Annotated in this window: 13 protein-coding genes; 1 reads left to right on the forward strand and 12 read right to left on the reverse strand. The window is 40.3% G+C overall.

Annotated elements, in window-relative coordinates; genetic code table 11:
- Positions 1 to 8: 8 nt before the first annotated feature.
- From H5117_RS07820 to rsmD, 12 genes are all read right to left on the reverse strand, one after another.
- Positions 9 to 2,549, reverse strand: coding sequence for an EAL domain-containing protein (locus tag H5117_RS07820; protein WP_182682567.1), 2,541 nt, complete (start codon positions 2,547 to 2,549; stop codon positions 9 to 11).
- A gap of 111 nt (positions 2,550 to 2,660) precedes the next feature.
- On the reverse strand, positions 2,661 to 3,944 hold the full coding sequence (gene purD, locus H5117_RS07825; protein ID WP_182736988.1) for a phosphoribosylamine--glycine ligase: 1,284 nt from the start codon (positions 3,942 to 3,944) through the stop codon (positions 2,661 to 2,663).
- Positions 3,945 to 3,959: 15 nt separating this feature from the next.
- On the reverse strand, positions 3,960 to 4,781 hold the full coding sequence (locus H5117_RS07830; RefSeq protein WP_182682566.1) for a class I SAM-dependent methyltransferase: 822 nt from the start codon (positions 4,779 to 4,781) through the stop codon (positions 3,960 to 3,962).
- Between the two features lie 106 nt (positions 4,782 to 4,887).
- Entirely contained in the window at positions 4,888 to 6,474 is a 1,587-nt protein-coding gene (gene purH, locus H5117_RS07835) for a bifunctional phosphoribosylaminoimidazolecarboxamide formyltransferase/IMP cyclohydrolase (protein WP_024603688.1), read from the reverse strand.
- A gap of 325 nt (positions 6,475 to 6,799) precedes the next feature.
- Positions 6,800 to 7,090, reverse strand: a complete 291-nt coding sequence (gene fis / locus H5117_RS07840) for a DNA-binding transcriptional regulator Fis (RefSeq protein WP_002957804.1) — start codon at positions 7,088 to 7,090, stop codon at positions 6,800 to 6,802.
- Positions 7,091 to 7,109: 19 nt separating this feature from the next.
- The gene (dusB, locus tag H5117_RS07845; RefSeq protein ID WP_024597553.1) at positions 7,110 to 8,081 is read right to left on the reverse strand and encodes a tRNA dihydrouridine synthase DusB; all 972 of its coding nucleotides are present in this window, start codon (positions 8,079 to 8,081) and stop codon (positions 7,110 to 7,112) included.
- A gap of 282 nt (positions 8,082 to 8,363) precedes the next feature.
- Positions 8,364 to 9,245, reverse strand: coding sequence for a 50S ribosomal protein L11 methyltransferase (gene prmA, locus H5117_RS07850; protein ID WP_002957801.1), 882 nt, complete (start codon positions 9,243 to 9,245; stop codon positions 8,364 to 8,366).
- A 68-nt stretch (positions 9,246 to 9,313) separates the two neighbouring features.
- Positions 9,314 to 11,164, reverse strand: a complete 1,851-nt coding sequence (rpoD, locus tag H5117_RS07855) for an RNA polymerase sigma factor RpoD (RefSeq protein WP_002957800.1) — start codon at positions 11,162 to 11,164, stop codon at positions 9,314 to 9,316.
- Positions 11,165 to 11,554: 390 nt separating this feature from the next.
- A complete protein-coding gene (gene dnaG / locus H5117_RS07860) occupies positions 11,555 to 13,306 on the reverse strand; it encodes a DNA primase (protein ID WP_165744708.1) in 1,752 nt (583 codons plus the stop codon).
- A gap of 241 nt (positions 13,307 to 13,547) precedes the next feature.
- A complete protein-coding gene (locus H5117_RS07865; RefSeq protein ID WP_007376027.1) occupies positions 13,548 to 13,994 on the reverse strand; it encodes a GatB/YqeY domain-containing protein in 447 nt (148 codons plus the stop codon).
- A 19-nt stretch (positions 13,995 to 14,013) separates the two neighbouring features.
- Positions 14,014 to 14,229 carry a 30S ribosomal protein S21 gene (gene rpsU, locus H5117_RS07870; RefSeq protein ID WP_002957797.1) on the reverse strand — a complete coding sequence of 72 codons (216 nt, stop codon included), beginning with the start codon at positions 14,227 to 14,229 and terminating at the stop codon, positions 14,014 to 14,016.
- A gap of 145 nt (positions 14,230 to 14,374) precedes the next feature.
- On the reverse strand, positions 14,375 to 14,980 hold the full coding sequence (gene rsmD, locus H5117_RS07875; protein ID WP_024597555.1) for a 16S rRNA (guanine(966)-N(2))-methyltransferase RsmD: 606 nt from the start codon (positions 14,978 to 14,980) through the stop codon (positions 14,375 to 14,377).
- Positions 14,981 to 15,187: 207 nt separating this feature from the next.
- On the opposite strand from rsmD, the gene ftsY reads away from it, so the two are divergent.
- Positions 15,188 to 17,185, forward strand: a complete 1,998-nt coding sequence (gene ftsY, locus H5117_RS07880; RefSeq protein WP_182736992.1) for a signal recognition particle-docking protein FtsY — start codon at positions 15,188 to 15,190, stop codon at positions 17,183 to 17,185.
- The last annotated feature ends 15 nt before the right edge of the window (positions 17,186 to 17,200 follow it).

Here is a 17,200-nt window from a genome sequence, read left to right on the forward strand (position 1 = left end):
TAAAGATGTTAAAAAGAGGAGTCTAACATTTTTAAGCTATATTGGCTTTTTAAGAAGTGTAAATAGTCGGTGTAAGGCAGTGCTTTTGCGTATAAATAACCTTGGGCGGAATCAGCGTTCATATCTTTGAGCAAGTGATGGATTTCTTGGGTTTCTACCCCCTCAATTGTTATTGATAAATTGAGGTTATGCGCCATATCAATGGCTGTTTGTACAATAACTTGGTGAGTTGGGTTATTAGGCAAATCAAAAACAAATGACTTATCTATTTTAAGCTCACTAAAGTGATAATTAACTAAGTAGCTAAGTGACGCGTAGCCTGTCCCAAAGTCATCCAGTACCACTTTAATACCTAATGCGGTTAACTCATCAACTAACTTTATAAGTGCATCTTGACTATCTACGAAGGCCGATTCGGTTAGTTCAAATTTAAGTAAGTGTGCCGGCACTTGGTATTTAATTAAAATATTTTCTACTTTTTCGGCTAAGTTATTTATGGTTAAGTTTTTAGCACTTAAATTTACGCTAATTGTGTGCTCGTTATAGCCATTTTTAGTAAGCTCAACTATGTCTTTACAAGCTTGCTCTATTACCCACAGTGTTAGCTCGTTAATAATACCGGTGTGTTCAGCAAGTATTATTAGCTCTTCAATTGATAAGTTGCTGTAAGTTGGGTCGGGCCAACGTAATAAAGCTTCAGCACCACTTACGTGGTTACTTAATAAGTTTATTTGAGGTTGGTAATAAAGCGCCAGTTGATTTGTTTTGATTGCTTGTTGCAGCTTAGCGGCTAGAGCAACGTCCATCATCAGATTATTACCGTTTGACGATGACCCAACTTGATTAACGCTACCTTTTGCTTTTTTAAGCGCTAAATAACCACGCTTTAACCAATATTCAAAGTCGTTAGTCTTGCCTGCACTACTAATACCTATACTGTAACTAAGCTGCAGGTTTAGCCCTTTAATTTCATATTGTTTTGGTAGGCTACTAATTATTTTAGTCAGTAGTGCTTCTAGCATTTCTTGGTTTTGTGTTTTTGTAGAAATACAGGCAAATACACCACTGCTTAAATCGGCTAAGCGAGGACTGGTGTTTAAATCTGTTTCGAGGTTTGTAAATTCACGTTCATGGCTGAGTTCTAATTCAAGCTCTTTGGCTATATGCTTTATAAGTGTGTAGCCCTGAGAAGAGGTAATAATCGTATTGAGTGAATTAAAGTGACGTATTTTTATTAAACACAACGTTGTTGAGCGATTTTGGCTCTGTAGTGCCATAAATGCTTGTTTTAGCTTGGAGCTGTTAAGTAATCGTGTTTGTTGTGTATGCGTGGCATGGTAAAGCGCACGTTCTCGCTGATACCTTACCCTGTCTGCTAATGCCATCGCCATTAAAATAACTTCGCACAAAATAGCGACTAAAAAGGCATGGCGGGTTGCAAAGGTATACGGTAAAACACCAGTGAGTTCCATAGGTTGAATTGCCGCACCAAAAATTAGCGGTATCCATGATAAAACATAAAACTTAGCCCACCTAAAACCACTGCGTAACTTGTTATATATTAAAATAATACAAGTAATATAAAGCAGTACCATTACACCAAAAAATATAGGAGCCGCTATATTTTCAGGAATAAACAAGCTACATACAGCAAGAGTAAACATAAGCCAAAGTAGAGCTATACTCATTTTGTAACGCCAACATTTATCTTTATGATAGCGCAAAAACATGGTGCAAAAAGCAAGGGTGAAAAAGGCGACCCCATAATTACTAAACACAATTTGTTCGTGAATAAAGAGCTGCCATTGCTTAGGCCATAAATAAAAACCAAAGCCCAGTACTGCACCCATTAGTGTAATAGCGCTGACGATGTAGCCAATATAAATTAAATAAACACGGTCTTTTATACCAAAATAAAGCACCAAGTTGTAAAGCGCAGCCATCAATAGCACGCCTACAAAAATACCCCAGATCCCAGTTTGAGAGCGCACTAAGTCAATAAACTCTTTATCACGATACAAGTTTACAGGTGTTTTACTTATGCCTATTGTGTCTATTTTTATTACTAGGCGTTGTGATGATTTTCTTTCTACTAAAAAGCGAATATGCGGCACGCTGTATTCAAATAAAGAGAGGGCTTCTTCTTTATCGCCGAGTTTGTATGTTTCAACTAGTTTGTTATTTTTATCGAGGCGATAAACCGTAAGGTGATCGACCATAGGGTTGTCAAAATGTGCTACAACATTTTGCTTGTTAAGGCTTTTATTTTCTAAATCAAGAAACAACCAATAATTTTGTTGGCTAAAGCTCCATGGAACATCTGAAAATGGTTGATGAGTAAGTAATTCAGGTTGGTTAATGATGGTATCGAATGTTTTAGTTTTGGTTTCGTCAATATAGTAGGCGTAATCGAGGTACATTGGAGCCGTTTTATCAATTGTATATCGTGTAGGCACGACTAAGTTTGATGCCAATGTACTGATTATAAAAAATATAAAAATCAGTATGGCAACAGCAATTGCATGGTAACGTAAAGTTCTTAGTTCCAACGTTAATTTACTTTTAAAAAACCTTTTAATTAGTGTAGCACTAAAAAAGCGCAGGGAAACTGCGCTTTTTTAGTTAAATTAATTGGTTATACCAATGAATAGGTATTAAGGCTATTGCTCGCGTGCAATAGCACGGTAAGCTATATCTGTACGATATTCCATACCATCCCAGCTAATTTGTTTAACAAGCTCATAGGCGCGTTGCTGCGCTTGCGTAACAGTGTTACCAAGTGCTGTTGCGCATAATACGCGACCGCCTGCGGTTACAACGTCATTGCCACTTTGTTTAGTACCCGCATGAAACACTTTTTCACCTGCAGGGTAATCCACTTTTAGCCCCGAAATAGCGTCACCTTTAGGGTAATCACCAGGGTAGCCTTTAGCGGCAATTACAACACCAACGGCTGCGCGTGGGTCAAACTCAATTGTTGTTTTATCAAGTTCTACACGGTTAGCAGCTTCAATCAACTCAACCAAATCTGATTGCAAACGTAGCATCATTGGTTGAGTTTCAGGATCGCCAAAGCGACAATTGTACTCAATTACTTTAGGGGTGCCTGTTTCGTCAATCATTAAACCTGCATATAAAAAGCCGGTGTACGGATGGCCTTCGCTTGCCATGCCTTCTACCGTAGGGTAGATCACTTCGTTCATAATACGCTGGTGGATTTCATCAGTAACAACTGGCGCAGGTGAGTATGCACCCATGCCACCCGTGTTAGGACCCGCATCGCCATTGTAAGCGCGTTTATGATCTTGGCTTGTTGCAAATGGTAATACGTTTTTACCATCAACCATTACAATGAAAGACGCTTCTTCACCGTCTAAAAACTCTTCAATAACAACACGACTTCCCGCATCGCCAAAAGCATTACCCGCAAGCATATCGCGAATAGCTTCTTCGGCATCGGCCTCCGTCATGGCTACAATTACGCCTTTACCCGCAGCCAAACCATCTGCTTTTACAACAATTGGCGCGCCTTTCTCTTTTAAATAAGCAAGGGCAGGCTCAATCTGTTCAAACGTTTGGTAGTCGCCAGTTGGGATTTTATGACGTGCTAAAAAGTCTTTAGTAAACGATTTCGAACCTTCAAGCTGAGCTGCGCCCGCCGTTGGTCCAAAAATAGCCATGTTATGCTCACGAAACTTATCAACAACACCCAGTACTAACGGTATTTCTGGACCTACAATAGTAAGCTCTACCTTATTTTGCTGTGCAAAACTAAGTAAACCATCTAAGTCGTCAACGTTTATTGCTACGTTTTCAAGTTTTGGTTCAAGTGCAGTACCTGCATTACCAGGGGCTACAAATACAGTATTTACTTTGGTGTTTTGAGCGGCTTTAAACGCAAGTGCGTGTTCGCGGCCGCCGCTGCCAATGACTAAAACATTCATGGCGAAAATTCCTATTTAAAGCGGTTTCTTAAATTTCAGCGTCATGCGGTCGCTTTCACCAATGGCTTTATATTTGTCAGCATCTTGTTCGCCGAGTCTTAAGCTTGGTGGCAGCGTCCATACACCTTTAGGGTGATCGGCTGTATCTTTTGGATTTGCATTTATTTCACTGCTTGCTACTAATTCAAACCCAGCTTGTTCAGCAAGGTCTACTACGTAGCTCTGCTTCATATAACCTGATGTTTTTTGATCTTCATCAGCACGCTCTTCAGCTAAACGGTGTTCAACTAAACCTAATGTACCACCTGGTTTAAGGGCTTTATAAAAAGCTTGGAATGCACTTAATGCACCGCTTTTATCTTTGCCCATATACCAGTTATGTACATTACGAAATGTTAAAACCATATCGGCACTGCCAGCTGGTGCAATATCTAAATGTGTTACAGGTGCAAATTCAGTAATTTTAACGCTACTAAAGCGCTCATCTTCAGCTACTTTTTGTTTAAAGCCTGCAAGAGAGCGTTGGTAGTAGCCAACTGATGAATCAGCAGGAAAGTGCGCGGCATAATAAGTGCCTTGCTCTTTTAATGCTGGCGCTAAAATTTCACTATACCAACCACCACCGGGTGCAATTTCAACAACTGTCATGGTTGGTTTAAAGCCAAAAAATGCAAGTGTTTGAGCTGGGTGACGATATTCATCACGAGCGCTGTTTTTAGCACTGCGTTCGCTTGATTGAAGTGCATGTTCAAGGCTTGATTCGTGGTTATGGCTAAGCGCCATAGTCGATGTCATTGTTAGTGTGGCTACAAGTAGCGATTTTAGCGCAAATTTCATTGTTTGTTCCTTCACATTATAATTTTAAATAGGTTATTGAATAATCAGAATACGTGAATTTATAGCAAACAAAAAGGGTTAAACCAACGTTTAACCCTTTGTGTGATTAGTGGCGGAAATGGCGCATACCAGTTAGTACCATTGCCATGCCAGCTTCATCAGCAGCTGCAATCACTTCTTCATCACGCATTGAGCCACCAGGCTGAATTACCGCAGTAATGCCAGCGGCTGCGGCTGCGTCAATGCCATCACGGAATGGGAAGAATGCGTCAGACGCCATAACTGAACCTTTAACTTCAAGGTTTTCGTCGGCGGCTTTTATACCTGCAATTTTAGCTGAGTATACGCGGCTCATTTGGCCTGCGCCTACACCAATGGTCATACCGTCACGGGCATAAACAATTGCGTTTGATTTAACAAATTTAGCTACTTTCCAGCAAAACAGTAAATCTTTAAGTTCTTGCTCAGAAGGCTGGCGCTTAGAAACAACTTTTAAGTCGCCTTGCGTTACCATGCCTAAGTCGCGGTCTTGAACTAAAATACCGCCGTTAACGCGTTTAATATCTTGGCCAGCTGCTTTACCTGTCCACTGTCCACATTCTAATAGGCGCACGTTCTTTTTAGCTTCAACAATTTTTGCAGCGTCGCTCGAAATACTAGGTGCAATAATTACTTCAACAAACTGACGGTCAACAATTGCTTGTGCAGTTGCTGCATCTAGCTCTCGGTTAAAGGCAATAATGCCACCAAATGCTGATGTAGGGTCTGTTTTAAAAGCGCGCTCGTATGCTTGTAGAATATTGTCGCCAATTGAAACACCACACGGATTAGCATGTTTTACAATTACGCACGCAGGTACGTCAAATTCTTTAACACATTCAAGTGCTGCATCGGTATCTGCAATGTTGTTAAACGAAAGGGCCTTACCTTGCAATTGAGTTGCTGTTGCAACTGATGCTTCAGCAATGTCATTTTCAACATAAAAAGCAGCATCTTGATGTGAGTTTTCACCGTAACGCATATCTTGCTTTTTAGTGAACTGCATATTGATAGTACGTGGGAATTTAGTCTCTACAGCAGCTTCCTCGGTGTAATCAGGAACCATTTTACCGAAGTAGTTAGCAATCATGCCATCGTATTGTGCAGTGTGCTCGTAGGCGGCAATCGCTAAATCAAAACGTGTTTTGTACGTTGTTGAACCATTGTTGTTTTGCATTTCGCTAATAACACGGTCGTAGTCGCTCGCGTTTACCACGATTGTTACATCTTTGTGGTTTTTAGCGGCTGCACGAACCATTGTAGGGCCGCCAATATCAATATTTTCAATGGCATCTTCAAGGCTGCAGTTTTCTTGAGCGACTGTATTCGCAAAGGGGTATAAGTTAACTACAACTATGTCGATAGCAGAAATGTTGTTATCTGCCATTACGCTTTCATCTTGTCCGCGACGGGCTAATATGCCGCCGTGAATTTTTGGGTGAAGAGTTTTTACGCGACCATCCATGATTTCAGGGTGGCCTGTGTGATCTGATACTTCAGTCACTTTTATGGCGTTATCAGCAAGTAGTTTACATGTGCCGCCAGTTGATAAAATATCAACGCCTTGCGCTTCAAGTGCGCGGGCAAATTCAACAATACCGGTTTTATCAGACACACTTAATAGTGCGCGACGAATGGGACGATGAGTATCCATTGTAGTTTGATTTCCTCAGTTAATGAGCTAGCTTAGAAGCGGGCATTTTAACTGATTACTACTCAAAAAACGACTTATAAAGGCTCAATAAGCGTGAGCATTTTGCAATTTAGTTAATAAACTGTAGGCATAAAAAAAGCACCCTAAGGTGCTGTTTTTGCAAAATACCAGTTGTATTGGATTAGTAAGTAGTAATAACGATAGAAAAACAAGTCTACAACAAGGCAAAAATTTTGCAGTGTAGTTATTCTACATAAAAAACTTTTAACGACGTTATGGGCTTGTTTAGCTCGTTAGAATACTTACGCTTTCAATATAATTGGTATTAGTTCATGCCGTATTTTTTAAGCTTTTTACGTAAAGTACCACGGTTGATACCTAGTAAAATTGCTGCACGAGTTTGGTTACCACGTGTATATGTCATTACTTCTTCAAGTAATGGCGCTTCTAGCTCTGAAAGAACAAGGTCGTAAACGTCTTGCACATCTTGACCGTTAAGCTGCTTTAAATAGTGGTGAACAGCTTTTTTTACTGCATCACGCAATGGCTGCGGTTTCTCGTGTGACTGAACATGAGGGTTAGTGATAAATGGAGAAGTCACGTTTTGTTCGAACATTATTAAGTCTCTTTCTTTCTTAGTTAGCTGCTAGTGTTTTAAAGTATTGCTCTAATGCGACGACCTGTGCCTGTGGGTTGTCGAGCGCATTAAATACTCGCCTAAACTGACCATCACTGTCATGGGTTTGCAAATACCAAGATACATGTTTGCGAGCAATTCGCGCTCCCATTGGCTCACCGTAAAACATATGGAGGTTTGTTAAATGCTCCATTAATATACTGCGCACCTCTGCAATAGCAGGTGGCTGTAAATGTTCCCCAGTTCGCAAATAGTGGTCTATCTCCCTAAATATCCAAGGGCGACCTTGGGCGGCTCGGCCAATCATAATGGCATCTGCACCCGTATAGTCTAAAACCTGTTTTGCTTTTTCTGGTGATGTAATATCACCATTGGCAACTACAGGAATCGACACTGAACGTTTTATATCCCTAATCGTGGCGTACTCAGCCTCACCTTTGTACATACATGCGCGCGTACGCCCATGTACAGCAAGTGATGCAATGCCATAACGTTCAGCTATTCTCGCAATCTCTACACCATTACGGTTATCCGGATCCCATCCGGTACGGATTTTAAGTGTCACAGGTATATCAACAGCATTAACAACTGCATCAATAATCTCTTCCACAAGTTCAGGAAACTGTAATAAGGCAGAGCCTGCGAGTTTCTTGTTCACTTTTTTTGCTGGGCACCCCATATTGATATCTATGATCTGTGCACCATTAGCAACATTGAATTGTGCGGCCTGCGCCATAAGCTCAGGATCTGCTCCTGCAATTTGCACCGCGCGTATACCCGACTCACCGCTGTGATCCATACGGTTCATCGACTTTTCTGTTTTCCAAACCTTAGGATTTGACGATAGCATTTCAGACACAGCTAAGCCCGCACCTAAGCGTCGACAAAGTTGTCTGAATGGTCTGTCTGTAATGCCTGCCATTGGCGCGACAATTACATTATTCTCAAGTTGGTATTTACCGATACGCACTATATTCAATAGGCCTCTTTTCAAGGGGCGCTAAGTTTACGGTTTTTTTCACAAAAATCAAAGGCTATAAATTGAACAAAAGTAACTTTTTTTTGCCCTTTTCGTATTGACATTTGATAACCACATGACAAGTAGGTTGATTTGTTTGAAATTCATACAGATTTTATTTTTTACAAGATAACTAGAAAATTTTTTGATATGTAAAAAAATAGTAAAGCCTGTTAAATACAGGCTTTACATGCATGTTTTGAGTTAATGCTCTAGATTTGCTTGTTCGATTTATTACGCTTTTTTAGTGCCACTTACTCGAGTCCAATCACCTTCAACGGCAATGTCATCTAGTTCAATAAACGGTGCATAAATGTCAGCAACCGATTGTGCTTGTTCTTCTAAAATACCTGACATGGCAATTTTACCACCTGGCTTTAATAACCCTAAAATCACACTATGTAATTCGCGAAGTGGCTGGGCTAAAATATTGGCCACTACTATATCTGCACTAAACTCAGGTTGGTTTTCTGGAAGGTATACTTCGAGTTTGTCTGCAACACCATTTCGGTTCGCGTTATCAAGGCTAGCTTCAAGCGCTTGAGGGTCAATATCTATCCCAATCATACGCTCTGCACCTAGTTTTATAGCTGCAATACCTAAAATGCCTGAGCCACAACCAAAATCAACAACCGTTTTACCCGTCAGATCTTGGCTTTCTAACCATTTAAGGCACAAGGCCGTTGTTGCATGCGTACCCGTGCCAAAAGCAAGGCCAGGGTCTAGCAATACATTTACAGCATCAGGGTCAGGAATGTCGCGCCAGCTTGGGCAAATCCATAGTTTTTCGCCAAATTGAATAGGGTGGAAGTTATCCATCCATTCACGTTCCCAGTCTTTATCTTCAAGTTGCTCGATTTTGTATACTAAATTGTCTTTTAGCTCATCATGGCGCTTCAATAACGCAACGACTGCGTTCATATCATGATTAGCTTCGAACAGGCCAATAACTGTGGTATCAGCCCAGAACACAACGGTGCCAATTTTAGGCTCGTAGATAGGGGTGTCTTTTGCGTCAATAAAGGTTACTGAAGCGCTACCCGCTTCCATTAATAGATCGCTTACGGCATCAGCTGTTGCAGCATTGGCATTAATACGAATTTGGATCCAAGCCATGGTTATTTCCTTCAAATAGAAAAAAGGCCGCTATAGCGGCCTTTTTAGTTTATATAGTAGCGCTAAAATTATTTAGCGTCTAAAAAGCTTTTCAGTAAATCTGAGCGAGAAGGGTGGCGTAATTTACGCAGCGCTTTCGCTTCTATTTGACGGATACGCTCACGTGTTACGTCAAACTGTTTACCTACTTCTTCTAAGGTGTGGTCGGTATTCATATCAATACCAAAACGCATACGTAGTACTTTAGCTTCACGAGCTGTTAAGCCTGCAAGTACATCGTTAGTTGCGCCACGAAGAGATTCCATTGTTGCCGAATCGATTGGCGAATCAATAGTTGTATCTTCGATAAAGTCACCTAAGTGAGAATCTTCATCATCACCGATTGGTGTTTCCATTGAAATTGGCTCTTTAGCAATCTTAAGTACCTTACGGATTTTATCCTCAGGCATCATCATGCGTTCTGCTAATTCTTCTGGATTTGGCTCACGACCCATTTCTTGTAACATTTGACGAGAGATACGGTTAAGTTTATTAATCGTTTCAATCATATGCACAGGGATACGGATTGTTCTTGCTTGGTCAGCAATAGAGCGTGTGATTGCTTGACGTATCCACCACGTAGCATAAGTAGAGAACTTATAACCACGGCGATATTCAAACTTATCAACCGCTTTCATCAGACCAATGTTACCTTCTTGGATTAAATCTAAGAATTGTAAGCCACGGTTTGTGTATTTTTTAGCAATTGAGATTACAAGACGTAAGTTAGCTTCAACCATTTCTTTTTTCGCACGGCGTGCTTTCGCTTCACCTATGCTCATTCGACGGTTGATGTCTTTAATACGCTCAATGCTTAAACCTGTTGTTTGTTCAATAACAGATAATTTATTAATGCTACGAATGATTTCTGGCTTAACTTCTTCAAGTTTAGCTGAATACTTTTCGTTACCTGAAATTTCTAAATCAACCCAAGAAGCGTCAGTTTCGTTATTAGCAAAATGCTTAACGAATGTTTTCTTTGGTAATTTAGCAATTTGAACAGCTTGCTTCATGATTAGGCGTTCTTGAACACGAACACGATCCATCATTTCACGCATGTTATTTACCATGCGGTCAAACTGTTTAGGTATTAATTTAAATGTTCTGAAAAGCTCACCAATTTCAAAAATGGCTGCTTGTGATTCAGGATGCGAACGACCTTTAGCTTCAAACGTATCACGTGCTTTATTATATAAATCACGTAAATTTTCAAAATGAATACGAGCTTCTTCAGGATCTGGCCCTGTGTCTATCTCTTCTTCATCTTCATCATCGCTATCAGCATCATCTTTGTCATCTTTATCGTCGTCCTCAAGTTGCTTAGCACTTAATTCTGAACCGATGTTAGTTGCTGAAATTGGCGCTGTATCTTCATTAGGATCGATAAAGCCAACGATAATATCGCTTAAACGCATTTCTTCAGCTTCAAACTTATCCCACTGCTCTAGTAGGTAAGTGATTGCTTCAGGGTACTCTGCAACAGAAATCTGTACTTGATTAATGCCTTCTTCAATACGTTTAGCGATTACAATTTCGCCTTCACGTGTAAGAAGTTCAACAGTACCCATTTCGCGCATGTACATGCGAACTGGATCCGTTGTACGGCCGATTTCTTTTTCTACAGTCGCAAGGGCTGCAGCGGCAGCTTCAGCTGCGTCTTCGTCTGTCGTTGTTTCTTGCATCATTAATTCATCAGCATCAGGCGCGTTTTCGCTAACCTTGATACCCATGTCATTAATCATGCTTATGATATCTTCTACTTGATCTGAGTCTATAATGTCTTGTGGAAGGTGATCATTTACTTCTGCAAAAGTTAAGTAGCCTTGCTCTTTACCTTTCTGAATCAGAAGTTTTAATTGTGACTGAGGAGTTGGATCCATAGAGATTGTTTCTTCCACTCTGATAAGTTGATACAACAGGCGCCATCATGTAGTTTGCATTAAAGCTAACTAGAATAATGTGACGCAGTGAATAGCACAGTATAACAGTTTAAATCAATTTTGACTAGGGTCTGTTGGTCTTTCAGGATTAAAGTTTGTTCTATCCAAGGGTGGTTTAATCGCGGCGCGAGGTTTGTAACCTAGTGGGCTAAGTAAAAACCGAGCAACAAAGAGTAAACCTCCCTTGGGTCGAACCCAAAGGGCAGCGCGTGTTTGGTATTTATGCTGCGTTATCGCCTATTTATGTGGAATAACCACACTACATAAGCTCTGTCTTGTCTAAATACCAAACACACTGCTGTAAACTTAACCTCGAAAGATAAACAGACCCTAACTGTTAGTCGCTTTTAACGCTGTCATTAACAAATGACACTCAAGCCTTTCATCGCTACTAAGGCCTTGTGTCTTGTCCTTTATTAATAGGGTCTCGAGTCGATAATTTAAACACTGATCTTCAATAAACTTGAAAGTATTTTTAAAAACCGTCTCTAAACGTTCTTCATTTATCTCATGTTGCCACGTTGCAAGCTTGATTAATGGCTCGTAATCTTCAGTTCCTCGAAAAAACTCGAGCAGTTGCGCAGTGGTCACATTTTCTTTTTCTAAAGCTTGTTCTTGTAATCGTAATAACAGCCCTATGCCAGCAATGTTCATTTGTGCAAGTTCAGGTAAATACGGCACACTTTTAGCTAAATTAGGGTGCTGGATCAATATACCGATAGCTTGGCGCATAGGTGTTATTTTAAATTTACGTTCAATAGAGTGTTGTTGTTTAGGCGTTTTTAAACGGCTATTCAACTGCTCACGCGTTCTGCCAATTAAGCGTCCTAATTGTTCAAGAATGTTTTCTTGATAAAACTCACTTGGAATTTTTTCAATTAGTGGAAGTGCTGCACTAAGAAGTTTAGCTTTTCCTGAATCGAGTGTTAAATCAACCTCTTGGCTTAATTTATTAAACAATACTTTGGTAAAGTCATCTGCTTGGCTTAGGCGCAATTCGAATTGCTCCTTACCTTCTTTTTGTACAAGCGAGTCAGGGTCTTCGCCATCTGGTAAAAATGCAAATTGTAGTGCTTTACCATCGTTTAAATAAGGGAGTGCATTTTCAAGTGCCCGCCAAGCAGCGTCACGGCCAGCCCTGTCGCCATCGTAACAACAGATTACTTTATCAGTAGTTCTAAATAAAGTGTGCATGTGCTCGCTTGTTGTTGCTGTCCCCAGTGATGCAACTGCATATTCAATCCCTTGTTCAGCTAAGGCAACAACATCCATATAACCTTCAACAATCATTACATGATCAAGTTTTTTATGGGCTTGCTTTGCTTCGTAAAGCCCATAAAGCTCAAAGCCTTTATGGAAAATTCGGGTTTCTGGCGAGTTTAGATATTTTGGCCCTTGGTCGGCTTGCATTACACGCCCACCAAATGCAATAACGCGTCCGCGTTTATCGCGAATAGGGAACATTAGGCGATCGCGAAAAAAATCAAATTGTCTGCCTGGTGTTTTTTCTGAAGCTAGCTTTAGCTCAACCAATTGCTCTTTTTGTTCTTTATTACGACCAAGCTGTAGGCATAGCCCATCCCATTCACTGGGAGCGTAGCCAATCATAAATTTTTTAACAGTTTCACCGCTTAAACCACGGCCTTTAACATACTCAATAACAGCAGCAGAATTACTATGGTGTTTTAATTGGTGCTGATAAAAGCGAGCAGTATGAAGCATTAAGTCGTAATCGGAGCGCTTTTGCGCAGCCGTACGCTCTGGTGCTGAATTTGCGCCTTGTTCTCGAGGTACTTCTAAGTTAAGCATGCTGGCTATTTCTTCAATAGCATCTACAAACTCTAGCTTTTCGTACTCCATTACAAACGAAATTGCATTACCATTAGCGCCACACCCAAAGCAGTGATAAAACTGTTTGTCTTGCGATACAGTAAATGAGGGAGATTTTTCGTTATGAAATGGGCAGCAAGCTTGATAATCCTTACCTGCTTTTTTTAGACCTACTTTTGAGTCTATCAGGTCGACAATATCGGTTCTGGCAAGTAAATCGTCTATAAAGTTACGTGGGATCTTTCCGGCCATTAGTAAAATACAGTCCTGAAATAATAAGAAGAACGAATATGAAATTTACTTTTTTATACTTGCTTGATGCAAAATATAGTGTGCTTTAACTTACCAAAATGACAGCGAAATAAATAGGGAAGCTATAAAAAATTTCATTTTAAAGTAACCTAATCGGTGTACTTTTTATTAAAGTTAAAAACAAAGAAACCGAGCGCTAGGCTCGGTTTACTTCAATCATACTTTAATGTATGTGGGAGTATTAGGCAGTTAATCGTTGCTTAATTAAACCAGAAATCTTACCCATATCGGCTCGACCTTCAGCTTTGCTTTTGATTATACCCATTACTTTACCCATGTCTTGCATACCTGCTGCATTAGTATCAGCAATAGCCGCGTCAATGAGAGCAATTATTTCTTCTTCACTCAATTGTTGAGGTAAAAAAGTTTCAAGCGCTACTATTTCATTGGCTTCAATATCAGCTAAATCATCACGCCCAGCATCTTTGTACTGAGTGTAAGAGTCACGACGTTGTTTAACAAGCTTCACTATAACGGAGGTAATACCTGCGTCGTCTAGCGTTATTTGCTCGTCAATTTCACGTTGCTTGATTGCAGCAAGTACCATACGAATAGGGTTAAGACGTTGCTTGTCTTTAGCTCTCATCGCATCTTTTTGCGCATCTTTTAGCGTTATTAAAAGGCTCATTTATACAAGACCTAATATATTAGTATAATTTAACGCGACGAGCGTTATCACGAGAAAGTTTTTTCATGTGACGTTTAACTGCAGCAGCTTTTTTACGCTTACGCTCAGCTGTTGGTTTTTCATAGTGCTCGCGACGACGAACTTCTGAAAGGATTCCTGCTTTTTCACATGAACGCTTGAAGCGACGAAGTGCTACGTCAAACGGTTCGTTCTCTCTTACTTTAATTACTGGCATTAAAAATTCACCTACCTAAATTATGAGCGTTGCTCAAGTTGATCAAACATTGATCAAGTGGTTCAAAAATGGTGCGGTATTGTAATCCGAAGCAACACCACATGTAAAGGACAATATTAACAGAAACGCATTACGTTAAACAGTATTAATTTGCTTGGCGCTGGTACAGTTGGCAAAGTACTTGCCCCGCCTTTTTTTCTTTAATTAACAACCAGTTGGTTGGTGTTTCTAAGGCGGCTAGCTCTGCCTCTACTTCAACATAAATTAATGCGTCGTTGCTTAACCATTGGTTTTTTTCTAATAAATCGCAGGTTGTTTGCGCTAAATCTTTACGAAATGGTGGGTCAACAAATACAAGATTAAAAGCTTCGTTTGTGTTTTTTTGCTCTAAAAAGGAGAGCGAATTAGTATGTTTAACGTATGCGTTGTCGAGCTTTAAAGTGCTAATATTTTGTTCTAATTGCTTAGCAGCTAATGAGTCGAGCTCGATAAATGTAGCGCTTTTAGCATATCGTGATAGCGCTTCAAATCCCAATCCACCAGAACCGGCAAAACAATCAAGTACATTTGCGTCACGCGTATCTTGCATTAGCCAATTAAATACAGTTTCTTTAATTCGATCGGTAGTAGGTCTCAAGCCTTCTACGTTTTTAACCGGGAGTTTACGGCCTCGAAATTGACCACTAATCACTCTAATAAAGCCATCACTTGGCTTGTTAGCAGCTTTATTTTGCGTTGTTTTTTTTCTCATTTAGCTCACTAAAAAATGGTATATGGTATCTAGCTCAGATAATATTATGGGCGATTACGTGTAGCTTCATTTTTCAACCGCATTAAAAGTGTTACTATTAAACACTTACGTTTTGAATGGTTGTATTTATTAGCAACTATTGCTGGGCATTGCCAAGCTATTTCAAATTTTAGTTTATCAGATTTTTATAAGTGGTTATTAGCAAGTATGACAAAAAAAAGTAAATTCATGTCGTGGCTCGGTTTTGGCAAGTCAGATAAAAAAGAAGCAGAGCAAAAAGCAGCAGCTGATAAACAACAAGTATTAGCGCAAGAAGAGGCCCAGAAGCTAGAGCAAGAAAAACTAGCGCAAGAGCAAGCTGAAGCTGAACGGTTAAAAGCAGAGGCTGAAACAGAGCGTTTAGAACAAGAACGCCAGCGTGCTGAAAACGCGGAAAAGATTGCCATTGAGCATGCCAATTTTGAATTGCTTGCAAAACAGCAAGCAGATGCCGAGGCGCAAAGACAAGAACATGCGCACCGTTTAGCCGATCAAGAAAAAGAGATGCGCTTAGAGCAAGAACGATTAGCGGCAGAAAAAGTAGAGGCTGAGCGACTAGAGCAAATACGCCTTGAAAAACAAGATGAGGCGATCAAAGCCGAAAAGCTTGCAATAGAGCAAGCGAATGCTGAGTTATTAGCAAAAGAACAAGCGGATGCTGAAGCTCAAAGGCAAGAGCAAGCGAAGCGCTTAGCAGAACAAGAAGCGCAGATGATTTTAGAGCAAGAACGCCTTGCAGCTGAAAAAGCAGAAAACGAGCGTTTAGAGCAAGAACGTATTGCAGCTGAAAAAGCAGAGAATGAACGCTTAGAGCAAGAACGCCTTGCAGCTGAAAAAGCAGAGAATGAACGTTTAGAGCAAGAACGCCTTGCAGCTGAAAAAGCAGAGAATGAACGCTTAGAGCAAGAACGCCTTGCAGCTGAAAAAGCAGAAAACGAGCGTTTAGAGCAAGAACGCCTTGCAGCTGAAAAAGCAGAGAATGAACGCTTAGAGCAAGAACGCCTTGCAGCTGAAAAAGCAGAAAACGAGCGTTTAGAACAAGAACGCCTTGCTGCTGAAAAAGCAGAGAATGAACGCTTAGAGCAAGAACGCCTTGCGGCTGAAAAAGCAGAAAATGAGCGTTTAGAGCAAGAACGTATTGCAGCTGAAGAAGCAGAAAATGAGCGTTTAGAACAAGAACGTATCACAGCAGAACTTGCAATTGAAGAAGCTAAAAAAGCCGAAAAGCCAAAAAAAGAAGGGTTTTTCTCTCGTCTAAAAAAAGGCTTGTTAAAGACTCGCGTTAATATAGGTTCTGGTTTTGCGTCTATTTTTAGTGGAAAAAAAATAGACGACGAATTATTTGAAGATCTTGAAACTCAATTACTCACCGCCGATTTAGGCGTTGATACTACCATGAAGTTGATTGATCGTTTAACTGATGCAGCGAACCGTAAACAGTTAAAAGATGGTGATGCGCTTTATGAGTTAATGAAACAAGAAATGGCTGCGATGCTTAAAACGGCAGAACAGCCTTTAGTCATAAGCGAAGATAAAAAGCCGTTTGTTATTTTAATGGTAGGTGTAAATGGTGTTGGTAAAACAACGACTATTGGTAAAATGGCTAAGCAATTTCAAAACGAAGGTAAGTCGGTTATGCTGGCTGCTGGTGATACGTTTAGAGCGGCAGCTGTTGAGCAGCTTCAGGTTTGGGGAGAACGTAACAGCATTCCCGTTATTGCACAGCATACAGGTGCAGATAGTGCATCAGTTGTGTTTGATGCATTCCAAGCGGCTAAAGCACGTAATATAGATGTGTTAATTGCTGATACAGCTGGGCGCTTGCAAAATAAAGATAATTTAATGCAAGAGCTTGAAAAGATAGCTCGTGTAATGAAAAAGATTGATCCTGATGCGCCGCACGAAGTGATGCTAACTATCGATGCAGGCACAGGGCAAAATGCAATTAGCCAAGTAAACCTGTTTAATCAATGTGTTGGTTTAACTGGTATTACGCTTTCAAAACTTGATGGAACTGCAAAGGGGGGTGTTATTTTTGCGGTTGCAGATAAGTTTAATATTCCAATTCGTTACATTGGTGTTGGTGAAGGTATTGATGATTTACGCGCTTTTAAAAGCGATGATTTTATTGATGCGTTATTTAGCCAAGATGAGGACGACGTTTAATTTACCAAAAAAGGG

Source organism: Pseudoalteromonas sp. SG45-1, assembly GCF_014164135.1.
GTDB classification, from domain to species: domain Bacteria; phylum Pseudomonadota; class Gammaproteobacteria; order Enterobacterales; family Alteromonadaceae; genus Pseudoalteromonas; species Pseudoalteromonas distincta.

Coding starts and splice junctions, on each gene's coding strand:
- rpsU (WP_002957797.1), bottom strand. CDS start 14,229: ATGCCAGTAATTAAAGTAAGAGAGAACGAACCGTTTGACGTAGCACTT.
- rsmD (WP_024597555.1), bottom strand. CDS start 14,980: ATGAGAAAAAAAACAACGCAAAATAAAGCTGCTAACAAGCCAAGTGAT.
- rpoD (WP_002957800.1), bottom strand. CDS start 11,164: ATGGATCCAACTCCTCAGTCACAATTAAAACTTCTGATTCAGAAAGGT.
- purD (WP_182736988.1), bottom strand. CDS start 3,944: ATGAATGTTTTAGTCATTGGCAGCGGCGGCCGCGAACACGCACTTGCG.
- H5117_RS07830 (WP_182682566.1), bottom strand. CDS start 4,781: ATGAAATTTGCGCTAAAATCGCTACTTGTAGCCACACTAACAATGACA.
- prmA (WP_002957801.1), bottom strand. CDS start 9,245: ATGGCTTGGATCCAAATTCGTATTAATGCCAATGCTGCAACAGCTGAT.
- dnaG (WP_165744708.1), bottom strand. CDS start 13,306: ATGGCCGGAAAGATCCCACGTAACTTTATAGACGATTTACTTGCCAGA.
- fis (WP_002957804.1), bottom strand. CDS start 7,090: ATGTTCGAACAAAACGTGACTTCTCCATTTATCACTAACCCTCATGTT.
- H5117_RS07865 (WP_007376027.1), bottom strand. CDS start 13,994: ATGAGCCTTTTAATAACGCTAAAAGATGCGCAAAAAGATGCGATGAGA.
- ftsY (WP_182736992.1), top strand. CDS start 15,188: ATGACAAAAAAAAGTAAATTCATGTCGTGGCTCGGTTTTGGCAAGTCA.
- purH (WP_024603688.1), bottom strand. CDS start 6,474: ATGGATACTCATCGTCCCATTCGTCGCGCACTATTAAGTGTGTCTGAT.